This is a genomic window from Klebsiella sp. CN_Kp066, assembly GCF_040065135.1.
Classification (GTDB): domain Bacteria; phylum Pseudomonadota; class Gammaproteobacteria; order Enterobacterales; family Enterobacteriaceae; genus Klebsiella; species Klebsiella oxytoca.
Genome location: NZ_JBEAIU010000036.1, coordinates 73,280 through 88,469, shown reverse-complemented (window position 1 = coordinate 88,469; position 15,190 = coordinate 73,280). Strand labels below are relative to the sequence as shown.

The window sequence follows — 15,190 nt, the reverse complement described above, 5'->3', positions numbered from 1 at the left end:
TTTTGTGGCCTGCGGATGTGCATCAGCTATGGAGATTGTGCTTATCATTGGCCGGGCGGTGCGTCAGGCGGCGCCCGGCAGAAATGCGGGCACAATAGCTGTTGCCCTTGCATCCTTTAATCGAAGTAATAGCGAATGCCGAGGCGGAATCGTACCTGATCGTCGTGATTCTGATCCTGATCGAGCCAGGCCACTTCTGCATAGGGAAGCCAGTGTTTATCGACGCGGTAGCGCGCCACAATGCTTGGCTCCCAGTGGGTTTTCTGCCCGTTAGAGGCATTGAAGTCGTTAGCGTTGACGAAGAACTCAGGGTTGAGCTGGAGCCACAGTTTTTCGGTCGCCTGGTAATTAAGGAACAGGTCGAGCTGATGGCTGTCGTTATAATCCATATAGCCATTATAATCGCGATCTTTATGGGTCATATGGTTATAGCGATAGCGGCTGCTGAAACTCAATGTTTTACTGATTTTATAGTCGAGACTGATATAAGGAGCCAGTTTTGTTCCTTTATTATCAATATCGGTTAATCCGCCAGGCGTCAGCGTCCATTTTTCATTAAGCGGTAGCGGATACCAGCCTTCAAACTCCTGAAATGAGCTTTTCATTTGATTAAAGTCTTGCCCGAGGTCGTACATTGCGGAAGCCAGAACGCCTGCGCCATTATCAAATATATGACCCAGGCCAATTTTATACTGGTTTTTCTCAGAGGCCGTCGTGTGAGCGTAGCGATTATCAACCCAGGTTGCTGCGGCAATTGCATTTAGCGTAAAGCAGGACAGCGGTATGGCGATACAAAGCGTGCGTGATTTTTTCATTTTTATTCCTGTAGGATTTAATAAGTGCCATAATTTCTGGAGAGAAATAAAAGACACTTATTAAATAGCAATTGCTGTGCCAGAATATAAAGTTCTTAAAATACATGGGGTTGTTTTTATGTGTTGAGCCTTAATTCGACACTGACTGATTTTTTATTTGCGTCGATACTCATCACGAGTAAGAGGACGGCTCCCTTTTATTAAAGGGAGCCAGGGGATGCGTTAAATTATGCCAATACCCGCAGCGGCAAAACCGAAGACAATCAACATAATTAATACTTTATTGGGGCTAACTTTTTTATTCAGAAGCTTCAGGCAGCCCAGAACTAAAAGCAGAGGAATCAATCCGACGCAAATTTTGTCGAGGATCTCTTGCAGTACAAAGGGTTGGCCGGCGATGGTGGTTTTAAAGGTGGTGGTAAACTTCACCATGCTGGCGCTCATCGCTCCCACCATCATCAAACCCATAATTGATGAGGCTTTCGTTATACAGCTCAGCAACCCTGATTGCGTCGCTTCGGCGATATACTTAGAGCCTAAACGGTAGCCCATGACGCCGCCGTAATAGCGCAGCAGATAGCTGGGAATATTGTAAATCAGCAGGAACAGCAGCGGTCCCAGCGGATTCCCTTGCGATGCCAGACCGATTGCAATCCCGGTGGCGATAATACGCAGTACGCCATAAAAGAAGGAATCCCCGACGCCAGCGAAGGGTCCCATCAGCGCCACTTTGATGCCGTTAATACTGGAAGTATCAAAGTTCGGATTGGCTGCGTTCTCTTTCTCCATCGACAGCGTCAGGCCCATAATAAAAGGAGCCAGATGCTGGTTGGTATTAAAAAACTGGCTGTTACGTTTTAACGACTCAATATAGCCGTGTGGATTGCCGGTATAGATTTTTTTCAGCAGCGGCGCAAGGATCCAGCCGTAGCTCAGCCCCTCCATGCGGGTAAAGTTCATGGAGCCCAGCAGCTGGAACTGGCGGAAGAACAGCTGACGGAACATCTTTTTTTCGCCTTTGCTGTCATTTTGTGCGCTGAGCGCACTGTGTTGGATATCAGTCATTGAAAAACCCATCCTTATCATCAACTGACACTGGGGCAGCGGTTGCCGCCTGTTTATTGGCTTTAAGCTGATTAAATTCGTTAAAGCACAGATAGACCGCTACCGAGGCCGCGATAATGGCAATGCCCATAATCGGTAGCTGCAGATAGGCCGCCATCGCAAAACCGATAAAGAAGAAGGCGGCGATATTCTTGTTCCATAATGCTTTGAGCAAAATTGCGAAGCCCAGCGCCGGGAGAATGCCGCCAACGGCAGTCATTCCACGCATCACCGTATCCGGGATACTTTCGACCAGACTGCGAATGACGTCGGTGCCAAACAGAATGCCGAAGAACGCCAGTACCGCAAACGGCACGCCGTAAAACAGGGTCATGCCGAAAGTGATACCCAGCGCCGCACGGTCGCGGCCTTCTTCCAGTAAGGCGTCATATTTTTCAACCAGTCCGGTATAAACCAGCTTTAGTACCTGATAGACGAAAACCGCCAGCAGGCTGATGGGCAGCGCCAGCGCGACGGCCACCGCTGGTTCCGCGTGAGTAAGAATGGTAAAGGCCGTCGCCAGGACTGAACCCACAGCCAGATCTGCGGGAACGGAGCCGCCGATAGTGATAGTGCCCAGAAAAATGAGTTCCAGCGTGGCGCCGATAATAATGCCCTGTTGAAAATCCCCCAGCACCAGTCCTACCATCGCGCCGCAGATCAGCGGCCTTTCGATGAGCGGTTGTCCCAGGGTGTGATCCGCGAACTTGGCGATATACATCACCAGCGCGACAAGGAGTGCAGACGTTAACATAGCGACCTCGCTTAGCTGGCGGCGTTGCCCAGCATCTCAATCAGGTTTTTTACCGGATGAGAAGGCAGGACCTGATATTCAACGGCAATGCCGCGGTTGACGATGGCGTGGAAATCCGCCACATCTTCCGGCGTCACGTAGACGGTATCGCTGATGCGCTTTTTCGCCGCCAGATTGTCGGTGATGCGCCCAAAGTTAGCGACATTTAACGTTTTTATTCCCGGAACCTGTTCGACGAGTCGACGGGCGTCGGCGGCGTTGTTGACGATCACCATAATTTTCATTGCGTCCGAACGCGGGTCGTTAAGCACATCCCCTGCATCCTTTACCGCCATGATGGCGCATTTTGCGGTATCAGGAGCCGCCATGCGCAGCGACATTTTTTGCACTTCGTTATTCACGATCTGGTCATTGGCGACCAGAATGCGGTTCACGCCCAGATGCTTGGTCCAGACCACGGCAACCTGTCCGTGGATTAGACGATCGTCAATACGTACTAAAGAAATCATGGTGTAGCTCCAGTTAGCAAAAGTAGGGTGTCCAGACGCGGGAAAGGCGAACCAGGGCTTCGAAATAGAAGTAATCGCCCCAGAGGTTTGGTTCGTTAATGCCCATATTGCGGCCAAAGTTATAAACGCCTTCGCGCAGCAGGCCGTCCTGCGTGTGGGCAAGGTAGCGCTCGTGTAAACTGCGCATCATCAGTTCGATAGCATTGCTGTAGGCCGGGCGCAGCGGGTCGGTGAGCGGTAACAGCTTCAGTAGTTCCGCCAGACCGCAGGCGGCTATCGCCGCTGCGGAAGTGTCCCGATACTGGTTATCCCTGGCGGTGAAAATCAGATCCCAGTAGCAGACAAAATCTTCCGGCAGGCGGTTAAGAAAATAGTGCGCCAGGCGGCGAGAGAGCTCGGGCTGCCAGGCATCGCCGGTGTGGGTGTATCCCAGCGCAAAACCGTAAATTCCCCACGCCTGGCCGCGCGACCAGCAAGAGCTATCGCTGAATCCCTGGTGCGTATCCCCGCGTAGCGGCTTACCGTTATGAATATCCATATAGAACGTATGAAAAGTAGAAGCATCATCACGTACCAGATAGCGTGCGGCCTGTGCCAGATGACGGCAGGCGGCTTCGCGCCATTGTTGATTTCCGGTTTCGTTGGCGGCCCAAAACAGCAGCGGAACATTAAGATTGCAGTCGATGATCATTCGCCCCTGGCGTGCCGGGTCGTTTAAATCTCCCCAGGCCTGAATGACGCCCGCCGTGGCGTTAAAGCGGCGATAGAGCAGCTCGGCCGCGCGCAGGGCGAGTTCGCGAGCGCGCAGGTTGCCGGTGAGCTTCCAGGCGTTAACGCAGGAGAGGAGATAGAGAAAGCCCAGATCGTGGGTATCCACTTTAATCTGCTTATCGAGACGTTCTTCAAAGCTATCGAGCAGGCTTTCCGCCACCGCCCGATATTTATCATCGCCGGTGACCTCCCAGGCGAGCCACAGCATGCCGGTCCAGAATCCCTCGGTCCAGTCGACTTTCTCCACGCTTTCATAACGGCCCCGTGTCGCACTGGCGGAGGGAAAGGTCGCCGTAAAGCGCGGCAGCATAGCGTCGAGGCGGATCAGAACGTCGCCGATGGCGCCGTCAAGCCAGGCGCGGTCCAGCCCTGGCTGCGGTGAGAAGTAGCGAGTATCAAGCGCTTCGAGTGCGATAGTCATAGCTTTCCCTCCCCGGCAAAAAAATCGTCAATATCATCCTGGGAGTGAGGCTGTTTCGTCTGGCGCGCAGTGATGATTTCCGGCAGCTGGTTCATGTACTGCATTGCTCCGCTGGCGGCGGCAAATGCGTCCTGGAGGCGCTGGGCGGTATCAGCGTGCTCCGACATACAAAACTCCATCAGCATAATCAGGTTAGCGCCGCTGATTACGTGAGCGTGGGGATATTTAACCATCATCTGTACAGCGGTATTGTTGACACTGCCGCCCGGCATATCGGTAAACAGCACCAGCTCATTGCCGCGACCGGCAGCCTGTTGGGCTATAACATCAAAACGGGCTGCTAACTCTGCGGTTGAGCCAATTTCGCCGCAGTAGGCGCAAACGGGCGTGACGCCATGGTCGTCGCCAATCAGCAGATTTAATGCCGACACTATCCCTTCTGCGTAGCGGCCGTGAGTTGCGATGTACATCTCTCGCATTGCGTATTCCTTAATCTTTACAGGTGTCTGAGAAAGAATTAGCAATCAGCGTGCCATGTTTTTATTTATATGATTTTAAAGGATAAAAATATTTTTTTGGACGCTCTTTGCAGTGTTGAATAGGCAGCTTATGCAGTGTCGACAGATTTGCCAGCCGAAGCTGGCGGCGGGGGATTAATGGCCGGGATCAAAGGCAATCCACGGTTCCATAATTTCATAAATCATCAGCACTTCGGTAAGCGGCAGGGTGATATTGTATTTGCGGTTCAGAGCCTGAAAAAAGGTGTCATGGACGGCGACAAACGCCTGCTGTTCCAGCGTTAACTCCGCCTCTTCGCGATGGCGGACCCCATTGTTGACCATGACCCGTTCGATCATCAGCGCGATGTGCATGAACAGGTTGATGCGCAGATAGCTTTCAAAATGGATTTTGTAGAAGGATTCATACTGCTTAATGACCGCTTCGACTTCATCAATAATCACTACCGGATTGAGGAAGTTAAGGCGGCTGGCGACGCCTTCGACGGTAAACAGTTTAACCACTTCATCAATCATGGGCTCCAGACCGCCTTCCATCAACAGCCCGTTGAAGTAGTCGCGTTTTAACACCAGCGTCTTTTCTTTAATCAGCTGTTCCACGCTAAGCAGAGGAATATAGCCTGCTTCCAGATCGGTCGTGGTGATGATTAGCCGCGTACCGTTTAGCGCCGGGTCAGCATGGGCGATTTTCCATTTCAGATCGTCATACTCCATCGTAATAATGTCGATCTCCTCCTGGGCCAGGAAGCGCTGGACAATATCTTTTAGCTTGCGGGAGATCCCTTCGCCGGAGATACAGGAGATAATAATTTTATTGCCTGGTAACACGCCCGCGTAGTAGCGCGTTTCCACCTCGTACGCACCTTTAGCGCTTTCAATAATCGCCTCCATCGACAGCTTATCCTGAATTTTACCCGCAATATCCAGCGCCATGGCCGTGCTGACGTTATTGATAACCAGGAGTTCGCCATGCAGATGGAGCTTTATCTCTTCATAGATCTCTTTCAGCGACCCCATGTCCACCAGGATAATCAGCCCGGCTCCTTGCCTGAGGCGCGAAACGTGAGCAATCAGCAGGTCGATGATCTCTCGGGTAGAGGTCGCGTTCGCCATGTCGAAGGCTTTAAAGTAATAGCCGCCGGTCAGCTGGTTGGCGATCCCGGCAATGCTCGACGCGGTGGCGCGGCCGTGGGAAACGATAATGCCCTGAATCGGATCGTCTTCACCGGCGAGGGTGTGAAATGCGCAGCTTAGCAGCGGGAGCAGCAGGGGCAGCGGCTGCCGTGTGACATGTTTGCTAAGTAAAGCCAGGCACTCCTCGGCCAGCAGGCGCGCCTTTCCGGAAACATAATCGGAAATCGTTTGCAGTTCGCCTGGGTCGACCGCCTCTTCCGGAGCATGGAGCGCATAGCTTAGACAGAGCCAGATCGCCTTGCGGATCTCCAGGCTACAGGAGACGCCGGTCAAGTTCTCCAGCTCCTCCAGAGCATGAACGGTGTTCTGCCAGATATAGCCGCTGTACAGCGACTCGGCGGCAACTGCGCCGCCGAACGTCGTCAGCCGCTGTTCCATTTTGCGATTCAGCAACAGCACGTTACCGCTATGGCAAAAGTCGCGAAAAATAACGTCGTCGCGCATTGCTTTTGGCAGTAGATGGCTAATATTCAGCGCATCATCATGTGGGTTAGCGTTAATGCTAATTATCTCACCGCCGGATATGGGGCCGCGTAGCGTGATGGCGTCGGCCTCGCGACTATCGCTCCAGGCGCTGGCGCACATTACTTTGATCTGGTTTTTTAACTCGCCGATATTGCCGCGTACCGGGGAGGTTACCAGCTGATGCATCAGTTGGTTATCGAGATGGATACTGCGCCGCAGGCTGAGCGCTTCCTGATGCAAAAAATGGCTAACCTGAGCGACGCGTTCGGTAAGCGGGCGTGAAATATAGTTGGGTAGCGTGACGCGCACCGGGATACGCCGGCGAAAGGTATTGAGCAGTACGGTGTCGATATTTTCCGTGGTGGCGAAGATGAACCGCAGCGATGCAGGGTGGCGCGTGCGATTATCGCCAAGACGGTAGAAATACCCCTTGTCCATAAACAGAAACAGCTTTTCCTGATTCTCTGCCGAGAGGCGATGCACTTCATCAAGAAACAGAAATCCGCCATCGGCATCATCAAAGGCGCCGCGTTTCTCGCGGTCAGCTCCGGTGAAGGCGCCGCGGGTATAGCCGAAAAGTGTCGCCGAAAGCAGCTCCGGGTTGTTAGCGTAATCCGCGCAGTTAAGCTCGACGAAGGGTTTGTCCGCCGCGATAGCCCCGCGCTCAATAGCATATTGATAGATCAGCGTCGCCAGATGGCTTTTACCGACGCCGCTTTCTCCGGACAAGAGGATAGGTAAGCCGTCCGGATAGTCCACCGCAGAGCGGCACAGCGCGACGGCTTCCGCCAGGCTCCCGTGGGCACCAATCAGCGGCAGAAAGGCGTCATGTTTTTTCGACACTATGCGAGACGCCTGAGTAGTTTCCCCGCCTTTTTGCTGTACATAGAAGCGTACCGGACGGGTGTTTTCTTTGCGCAGATGACCGTCATCGCACAGTCTATTGAGATAATGACTAATGACGCTGCGATTAACCTGCATAAAATCCGCACAGTCCTGAGCCGTGAATCCTGCGGCTTTCTGCGCGTAATGGGTGACTATTTTCTGGAATAATTTTTCTTTTGCCGACAGCGCCATCTCTCAATGCCCCGCGTAGAGTAGAAAATAGCGTCGATTTTATTTAGACACTAGACACTACTGTTTTTATTAGACACTGAGTACTTTCTACGGCATTAGATAAAAATGAAACTGTGTTTTGATTGAAGTGTGATGAAGATCGCCACAGATTTTACAGGGGATAACATCTGGTCTCTCCATCGCGAGCGTGACAGCCTGAACCGCGAGATTAAGAGCTGTGAACCCTCCCGACGCAAAAAAATGCGCTATTTATCACATTTCCGCCTTTTCATTACCGCCGGGTTTATTGGTCGAAACCGTCAAGCTGGCCGCAGAACGGCTCATTCAGGCAACTTAATGATCTTAAAGAAAATAAAAAAATAATTGTTAAGGCGATCGCCTTTTATAAAGGAGAGATTGATCACAAAAAACATGATAATAAACCCGGTGTCAATATTAGGTGTGACTAAATTTATCGACATATTGTGATCTCTATTGCAAATAACAGCCTTGAAGTCGGGGAAAAATGTTGGCAGGAAAAACGGCGGGGGCAGACAATGAAAATTGGCATTGTTATTAGCGGTGGCGATGTTTCTGGAATTAATAACTTTATATTTCAGATTGCCAGACTGGCGAGCGCCGATATCACCGTTTTTAACGGGGGCATACCCGGGTTATTGGATAAAAATCATCACGAAGTTGCGTGGCGCGATCTGGTTGATTTCTCCATAACGTCTATTCCGATCATCACATCCGGTCGGACCAGCCGCAAGCTGTTGCGCAGTGAATATGAAACCATAGCTAAAAAAATTAAATCATTGCGTATCGATGTGCTGATTATGGCCGGCGGCGACGGCAGCCTGCAGTTTCTCAATACGCTGAGTGAATTTGATATTAACTGCTTTGGCGTCGGGATGACTATCGATAATGATGTATACGGCAGCGATTATACGATTGGTTTTTCTACTGCCTGCGAGCAGATTATTAAAGAAGTTTCCCGTTTAAGAAATACTGGAAGAGCATTACCGGGTCGGGTATTTATGGTTGAAATATTAGGAGGCTATTGTGGAGAGTTAACGTTGCAATCCGCTATTAAATCTAATGCTGATATTGCCCTGATTCCGGAATCACAGATGCCGTTAGAAGCGCTGGCCGAGCGGGTGAAGCACAAGCTAAAACAGCAAAATAGCGTGGTGATCCTCTGCTCTGAAGGCTACACCAGAGAGTATTCTCCCGGTTTTCAGGGGGCCATTGATACCATGATTAAGCAGCTTGAACCGCAAATTGGCGTACGCATCCGCAAAACCATCGTGGGCTACGGTTTACGCAGCGGCGACCCGACCTGCGAAGAAATCTATCAGGGGACGATTATGGCCTGCGAAGTGGTTCGCTGCATTCAGTCCGGCATGAAAAATAAAGCCATTATAATTAATTCCAGTAACAAACCTATTCCGATTGATTTAGTCAGTATGAAAAAACGTCTGGTCGATACCGAAGGACACCATTATAAACTTGCCAAACAACTCAATATTATTTGAGGAGACCCTACATGCTGAAAATTCTTTGCGTATGTGGCTGCGGCCTCGGTTCTAGCTTTGCCATCGAAATGACGGCGAAGGCGGTTTTAAAGAAACTGGAAATTCCGGCGCAGATTGAACATACCACAATTTCCGAAGCCGGGGCGTTTAAATCAGACATGATTCTGACGCAAAAAACCTTTGCCGATATATTAACCGCAGACGCCAGTGAGGAGGAAATTAAACGTGTGGTGGTACTGCATAAACTGACGGATAAAGATGAGGTTGAAGCCAAAATCGTCGCATTCTTAAAAGAGCGTAACCTGAAGGTGGCAGATTATGAATAGCTTTGTAGAGTTTATCGTCAAAGATTTGCTCGGCCAGGCTTCGATATTAATTGCATTTATTGCGATGCTGGGCCTGATTTTACAAAAAAAATCAGCGGGCAAAACGGCGGAGGGAACCTTTAAAACGCTGCTCGGTTTCTTAATAATGATGGCCGGAATCAACATTATTGTCGCCACGCTAACGTTCCTTAACGATATCTTCACCCAGGGATTCGGCATGAAAGGCTACATTACTGATGTTGCCGCCATCGCCGGGTTAGCCAACCGTGAATTAGGTTCCGAAGTGGCGCTGACCCTGATGGTCATTTTTGCCGTTAACATTATTATCGCCCGCCTGACGCCGCTCAAATATATCTTCCTGACCGGCCAGGCTCTGCTGTGGATGGCGACCATCGGCGCGGTAATAGGCTATAAAGCCGGGCTGACCGGACTGTCGCTGATTTTAACCGGCGGTATTTTCGGCGGCGTAATGGCGGTATTGATGCCCGCTCTTGCGCAGCCGGTGGTCAGACGTATTACCGGTTCCGATGATGTGGCGCTGGGGCACTTCTGCACCATCGGCTATCTGGTGCAGGCGGCGGTGGCTAAAGTGGTCGGGAAAGGTTCCCGCTCAACCGAAGATCTTGAGCTACCTGATAACTTTAAGTTCCTCCAGGATACCTACCTTGCGATGGCGGTGGTAATGGTGCCGATGTACCTCATTCCCGCGCTTGCCGCAGGCCCGGAATATATCGCGCAGTTTTCCGGCGGTATTAACTACCTGATGTACGCCTTTATGCAGTCTATACAGTTTGTGGCGGGGGTATTCGTTCTCTATAGCGGCGTGCGCTTATTGCTTAACGAGCTGGTTCCGGCATTCCGCGGCATCGCCATGCGCATTGTCCCGGATGCAAAACCCGCGCTGGATTGCCCGGTACTGTTCCCCTATGCGCCCAATGCGGTGATTGTCGGCTTCCTGGCAACGACCGTCGGCTCCATTATCGGCATGCTGGTATTCCCGATGTTTGGTCTGGCGATGATCCTGCCCGGCCTGTTAACCAACTTCTTTGCCGGCGGTACGGCAGGCGTGTTTGGCAACGCGCTGGGCGGCCGGCGCGGAGCGATGATTGGCGGCGTCATTCACGGCCTGTTTATTACCTTTCTGCCCGCCATTTTAGTGCCGATGCTGGAAAGCTACGGCTTTACCGGCGTCACTTTCAGCGATTCTGACGTCATTAGTTCCGGTCTGGTATTGGGCCACGCCTTCCAGAATAACTGGCTATTTGTTGCTCTGTTCATTGTTTTTGTTGCCGCACTGGCATGGTTCGTAAACGGTAAATCAGCTAAGCCAAAAGGGGAAAACATTCATGAGTCTGTATAACTTCAACGCGATTCTGAAAATTGCGCAGGAAAGAGATTTTAAAGCCATTGGCTCGTTTAATTTGCACTGTATTGAAATGCTGCCCGCCTTTTTTAAAGCGGCGCAGATAAGCGATAGCCCATTAATGATTCAAATCTCTACCGGGACGGCGGAATATCTCGGCTATCGTTTACTGGTGGATGCCGTGCGCTCGCTCGCGGAAAGTGAAAACGTGCCGACCTGTCTGCATCTGGATCACTGCTCTGATATCAGCGCCATTGAAACGGCCATGGATGCCGGATTTTCATCAGTGATGTATGACGGCTCCCATCTGGGGCTGGAGGAGAATATCGGCAATACGCGTATCGTGGTGGAGATGGCGCGCCCGCGGAATATCACGGTAGAAGGCGAGCTGGGGGCAATAGGCGGCTCGGAAGATGGCAAAGCCGTTGCCGCAGAAGATATTTGTTTCACCACGGTGGAAGACGCCAAACGCTTTGTGAAGGAGACGCAGGTGGATATGCTGGCGGTCTCCGTAGGCACGGTACATGGCCTCTATACCGGCAAAGCGCAGATCCAGCATCAGCGGCTGAAAGAGATTAGCGCCGCCACAGGCGTACCGTTAGTGCTCCACGGCGGTACCGGCGTCAGCGATGATGATATGCGCCTGGCCGTAACGGAAGGCATCAACAAAGTGAACGTCGGTACTGAAATGAACGTTCAGTGGGTCGATCAATGTAAAACCACTTTTGAAAAAGGCAAAGTTAACGACAGCGTGCGCAAATTCTTAATTCCGGCGAATAATGCGGTCACCCAGGTATTAATGGAAAAAATCGCGCTATTTAAATAATACTTTATTTTTAATCGTATTCCGTTGCCCTGCTGTCCGTCAGGGAGGAGCTCGCTATGTTTGAATCTTTGAAAACGCTGTGGAAAAAAGAGAGTAGCCCGCCGCAGGATTATGACGCACAGTCCCGCCAGCTGGCGGGGGAAATCGCCAGGCTGGAAGGCGAATTACGGGGCGACCCGGGAAATGGCGAAGTACAGAAAGCATTAATGCTGGTTTATAACCGGGCGCTGTCGGTATATGCCAAAAGCCATACGCATCGCCAGGAAATAGAAGCGCTTTTTGTGCGCATTGATGAGTTACGTAATGTTATTCGCCGTAATATATAGGAAGTGATAATGACGATAAAAGAACTGCTTATTGAGGCCGATGCGATTCAGGTCGGCGTCACGGAGTCCGACTGGCAGAAGGTGATCCAACTGGCGGCCAGCCCGCTGGTGGCAAAGGGATATATCTCGGCAGATTACGGTCAGGCGGTGATCGATAATACCCTGCATCATGGCGCCTATTACGTTTTTGATGAGGGCATCGCCATCCCGCATGCCAGACCGGAGTGCGGCGTAAAGCGCAACTGCTTTAGCCTTGTTGTGCTGGATAAGCCAATTCAGTTTGCTGATAGCGAGAAGGCGGATATCGTCATTATGTTCGGCGCGCAGGACAGCAATGCCCATATAGAAGAGGGGATTCGTGCGATTGTTGCTCTGCTCGATAATAACGAGACCATGGAGAAGCTGCGGGCCGCCAGCAGCAAGGAGGAGGTCGTTGCGTTGCTATGAACAGATATCTCACACCCGGCTGCAAAACGGTAATTTTAATTAACGGCATTCCCGCCTCGGGTAAAAGCACCGTCACCCGGCAGCTATCGGCAGCGTTTAATCTGCCGCAGCTGACCATCGACGGTATTAAAGAGCCGTTTATGGCGTGCTTTACCGGGATCGATCGGTCCTTCAACCGGCAACTGGGCTGCGCCGCGTATGAAGTGATATGGTCGATTGTCGGTCAGTCACCGGCAGGCTGCATCTGGCTCATTGACGCCTGGTTTGGCTTTCAACCGCGCGACATGCTGCAGCAGCTGCTACAACAAGCGGGCGTTGAAAAGGTTCTGGAGGTCTGGAATCACATCCCGCCTGAGCTTGCGGTGGCGCGCTATGCCAGCCGGTTACACGATCGTAAGCCGGGGCATCCGGGCGAAGAGTATCTGCCGGAACTGGCTCGGCTGGCGCAGCAGGCGGAACCAATGCGGCTGGGGCCGGTATTGACCGTGGATCAGCAAAAACCGCTGGATATCGAGCGCGTTATTCTTTGGATTGCAGCACAGATTTAGTCAGGCTAAATAACATCATTAGTTTAAAAGCGCCTGCGGGCGCTTTTTTTGTATCGGCATAAAACGATTATGCGATATGATTTATCCTCCTGTCTTTAGATTGGTTTAATTGTTTTTAATAAAGGATAGTTATGAAAAGGAATTTATTGGCGGCAGCAATAAGCTGCGTCTTATTAATGGGGCTTGTTGGATGCGACGATAATAAATTACCCGAAAGCGCTCCTGCTCCTGCAGCAGCTCCGGCTAGTCCATCCGCATCTTCAGGTGCAGATAACAAGGAAGTTAAAAACGCCAGCCCAGACCGCATTATTAGCGAAAAGATGAGCGTATATATTGAGTGTTATAATGATATCGATGAAGATATTTATCGTAGCATTAAATACTATGCTCGCTGGTTAGACGATCTGAAGGTCGGTCCCACCGGAAAAGAAAAGAGTGTTGGTGGTATCACGGATGTTTCCGCAGAGTTTGATAAGTGCTTGGCCAATATGACGCACGTTTCGAGTTTAAAGCCGTCGCTGGATCCTATCGATAATCTCGCTTTACCTTATATTAATTCATCCATTAAGCTGGCAGAAGTCATCAATAAGATGAATAAATATTACGAACAGCAAGATTATAAAGATGATGCTTTCGCTAAAGGCAAAGCGCTGCATACTCAGTTTATTCAGGCATTAGCCGCGTTCAAACCCGCATCAGATGCTTACTCAGAAGCGATTCATGAAATTAATAACCGCCGTCAGGAACAGCAGTTGAAAAAGATTGAGGCCAAAGAAGGCAAGTCTTTTGATTACTATTCGCTATCCATTATGTTGACCAGCAAAAAGGTTAACCAGGCGCTTGAGGCGGATAAATTTGATACCGATGCTGCGATGAAACTCGTCCAGGATCTGGGTGAACAAATTGAGCAATTGAAGTCAAAACAGGGCGAAACCAAAAAAGGTCCCCGGATGCGTGAGATCAGAGCCCCGACGTTTATCGAAGCGGCGGAAAAGTACCTTCTGGATGCCAAAACGCGCGTCCGCCGCGTTCGCGATAACACGCCGCTGACGTCTGGGGAAGCCATGTTGATGGATGGCGCCCCGCAAATGGTGGATGGCTCCTTTGAACATCTCATGGCGAGCTATAACCAGCTCGTAAGATGGTTTAATACATTGAGTGATTAACCTGGCTGAAGAACGATAAAAGCGCCTGTGGGCGCTTTTATCGTAAACCCGCCATCCGCAGCAGCGCCGTCACCACGGCAGCGGCGATAATCACCACGATCAGCGGCATCTTACGCCAGGCAAGAAATACCGCAAAGCCCACGCCCAGTACCCGCGCCATCCCGGCAAAATGTTCACCTTCGTAGAAGGTGGTTGCCAGCGCGACGGAAAAGAGCAGCACCGTTGCCGCATCGGAGAGTAGCGCCTGTGAGCGCTCAGAAAAGGCCAGCCGGCTGCCGAGCTTCGCTCCGCCTAAGCGCATCAAGTAAGTGCCCAGCGACAGAATCGCGATACCGGCGATAAATAGCGTCATATTGCCCATTATTTTCTCCTCGTCAGCAGGCCAAACAGCGACAGCAAAACCGGCAGACCAACCGGCGCAAAAGGTACGGCGGCCAGCGACAGAGCTGCTCCGCTGCAGGCGCGGATCAAGGTGGTGCGATTTTTAAATGCCGGAACCACCAGCGCCAGCAGAATGGCCGGAAAGACCGCATCGAGGCCAATGGTTTCCGGAGCCGGGAGCAGTTTGCCGACCCCCGCGCCCAATAGCGCGCCCAATGGCCAGATCAGCGCCACGCCCAGACCGCACAGCCAGTAGGCCGCCCGCCGCTGCTCGGGGGTTTTCTGCGACAGACCAAACACCACGCTTTCATCGTTCATAATATGGCAGCCGAGGAAGCTGGCGGCGCGCTGGCCGACCAGGTCGCGAACCGTCACGCCGAAGGGAATATGACGAGCGTTGACCAGTAAACCGGCTGCCGCCGCCGCCAGGGGATTTCCGCCGCTGGCGACAATGCCGATAAACATAAACTCCGAGGCGCCCGCCAGGACGCTGACCGAAAGCACAAAGGGCACCCAAATCGGGAAACCGTAGGCGATGGCCAGCGAGCCATAGGACATACCAACGATGCCCACTGCAAGGCAGACTAAAACAATTGCTCTGAGGGTGTCGCCTTTAAGACTGGCGAAGTGATGTTTCATACTCTTTAGCCATATCGAACGAA

General features: G+C 51.5%; 18 protein-coding genes. 9 read left to right on the top strand and 9 right to left on the bottom strand.

Annotation, left to right across the window (positions count from 1 at the left end):
- Nucleotides 1-116: 116 nt before the first annotated feature.
- From ABLV75_RS14020 to ABLV75_RS13990, 7 genes are all read right to left on the bottom strand, one after another.
- On the bottom strand, nt 117-815 hold the full coding sequence (locus ABLV75_RS14020) for an oligogalacturonate-specific porin KdgM family protein (RefSeq protein ID WP_004107397.1): 699 nt from the start codon (nt 813-815) through the stop codon (nt 117-119).
- Between the two features lie 222 nt (nt 816-1,037).
- Nucleotides 1,038-1,880 (bottom strand): PTS system mannose/fructose/sorbose family transporter subunit IID, encoded by an 843-nt coding sequence (locus tag ABLV75_RS14015; protein WP_004107400.1) that lies wholly within the window; start codon nt 1,878-1,880, stop codon nt 1,038-1,040.
- Complete coding sequence (locus ABLV75_RS14010) at nt 1,873-2,673, bottom strand: PTS sugar transporter subunit IIC (protein WP_004107403.1); 801 nt, start codon at nt 2,671-2,673, stop codon at nt 1,873-1,875. Before ABLV75_RS14010 ends, ABLV75_RS14015 begins: the two co-directional genes overlap by 8 nt.
- Before the next feature lie 11 nt (nt 2,674-2,684).
- On the bottom strand, nt 2,685-3,182 hold the full coding sequence (locus tag ABLV75_RS14005) for a PTS sugar transporter subunit IIB (RefSeq protein WP_004107404.1): 498 nt from the start codon (nt 3,180-3,182) through the stop codon (nt 2,685-2,687).
- A 13-nt stretch (nt 3,183-3,195) separates the two neighbouring features.
- Nucleotides 3,196-4,374 (bottom strand): glycoside hydrolase family 88 protein, encoded by a 1,179-nt coding sequence (locus tag ABLV75_RS14000; protein WP_004107407.1) that lies wholly within the window; start codon nt 4,372-4,374, stop codon nt 3,196-3,198.
- Nucleotides 4,371-4,853, bottom strand: coding sequence for a PTS fructose transporter subunit IIA (locus ABLV75_RS13995; protein WP_004107410.1), 483 nt, complete (start codon nt 4,851-4,853; stop codon nt 4,371-4,373). Before ABLV75_RS13995 ends, ABLV75_RS14000 begins: the two co-directional genes overlap by 4 nt.
- Before the next feature lie 174 nt (nt 4,854-5,027).
- Nucleotides 5,028-7,628, bottom strand: a complete 2,601-nt coding sequence (locus ABLV75_RS13990; protein ID WP_004107413.1) for a sigma 54-interacting transcriptional regulator — start codon at nt 7,626-7,628, stop codon at nt 5,028-5,030.
- 132 nt (nt 7,629-7,760) lie between these two features.
- Here ABLV75_RS13990 and ABLV75_RS13985 point away from each other — a divergent pair, with 132 nt between their 5' ends.
- The 9 genes from ABLV75_RS13985 (at nt 7,761) to ABLV75_RS13945 (ending at nt 14,147) form a co-directional block, all read left to right on the top strand.
- Entirely contained in the window at nt 7,761-7,991 is a 231-nt protein-coding gene (locus ABLV75_RS13985) for a hypothetical protein (RefSeq protein WP_157776753.1), read from the top strand.
- Nucleotides 7,992-8,164: 173 nt separating this feature from the next.
- Entirely contained in the window at nt 8,165-9,145 is a 981-nt protein-coding gene (locus ABLV75_RS13980) for a 6-phosphofructokinase (RefSeq protein WP_004116804.1), read from the top strand.
- Between the two features lie 11 nt (nt 9,146-9,156).
- Nucleotides 9,157-9,471 (top strand): PTS sugar transporter subunit IIB, encoded by a 315-nt coding sequence (locus tag ABLV75_RS13975; protein WP_004107427.1) that lies wholly within the window; start codon nt 9,157-9,159, stop codon nt 9,469-9,471.
- Nucleotides 9,464-10,831 carry a PTS sugar transporter subunit IIC gene (locus ABLV75_RS13970; RefSeq protein ID WP_004107430.1) on the top strand — a complete coding sequence of 456 codons (1,368 nt, stop codon included), beginning with the start codon at nt 9,464-9,466 and terminating at the stop codon, nt 10,829-10,831. The genes ABLV75_RS13975 and ABLV75_RS13970 overlap by 8 nt, the downstream gene beginning before the upstream one ends.
- A complete protein-coding gene (locus tag ABLV75_RS13965) occupies nt 10,818-11,660 on the top strand; it encodes a class II fructose-bisphosphate aldolase (protein WP_004107433.1) in 843 nt (280 codons plus the stop codon). Before ABLV75_RS13970 ends, ABLV75_RS13965 begins: the two co-directional genes overlap by 14 nt.
- Before the next feature lie 56 nt (nt 11,661-11,716).
- Nucleotides 11,717-11,986 (top strand): hypothetical protein, encoded by a 270-nt coding sequence (locus tag ABLV75_RS13960; protein ID WP_004107435.1) that lies wholly within the window; start codon nt 11,717-11,719, stop codon nt 11,984-11,986.
- Nucleotides 11,987-11,995: 9 nt separating this feature from the next.
- A complete protein-coding gene (locus ABLV75_RS13955) occupies nt 11,996-12,433 on the top strand; it encodes a PTS sugar transporter subunit IIA (RefSeq protein WP_004107437.1) in 438 nt (145 codons plus the stop codon).
- Nucleotides 12,430-12,981, top strand: coding sequence for an ATPase AAA (locus ABLV75_RS13950; protein ID WP_004107439.1), 552 nt, complete (start codon nt 12,430-12,432; stop codon nt 12,979-12,981). The genes ABLV75_RS13955 and ABLV75_RS13950 overlap by 4 nt, the downstream gene beginning before the upstream one ends.
- Nucleotides 12,982-13,112: 131 nt before the next feature.
- A complete protein-coding gene (locus ABLV75_RS13945; protein ID WP_004116813.1) occupies nt 13,113-14,147 on the top strand; it encodes a YiiG family protein in 1,035 nt (344 codons plus the stop codon).
- 37 nt (nt 14,148-14,184) lie between these two features.
- On the opposite strand, the gene ABLV75_RS13940 is transcribed toward ABLV75_RS13945, so the two are convergent.
- Both ABLV75_RS13940 and ABLV75_RS13935 read right to left on the bottom strand, forming a co-directional pair.
- A complete protein-coding gene (locus tag ABLV75_RS13940; protein WP_004107443.1) occupies nt 14,185-14,508 on the bottom strand; it encodes an AzlD domain-containing protein in 324 nt (107 codons plus the stop codon).
- The gene (locus ABLV75_RS13935; RefSeq protein ID WP_016809579.1) at nt 14,508-15,167 is read right to left on the bottom strand and encodes an AzlC family ABC transporter permease; all 660 of its coding nucleotides are present in this window, start codon (nt 15,165-15,167) and stop codon (nt 14,508-14,510) included. Before ABLV75_RS13935 ends, ABLV75_RS13940 begins: the two co-directional genes overlap by 1 nt.
- Between the last annotated feature and the right edge of the window lie 23 nt (nt 15,168-15,190).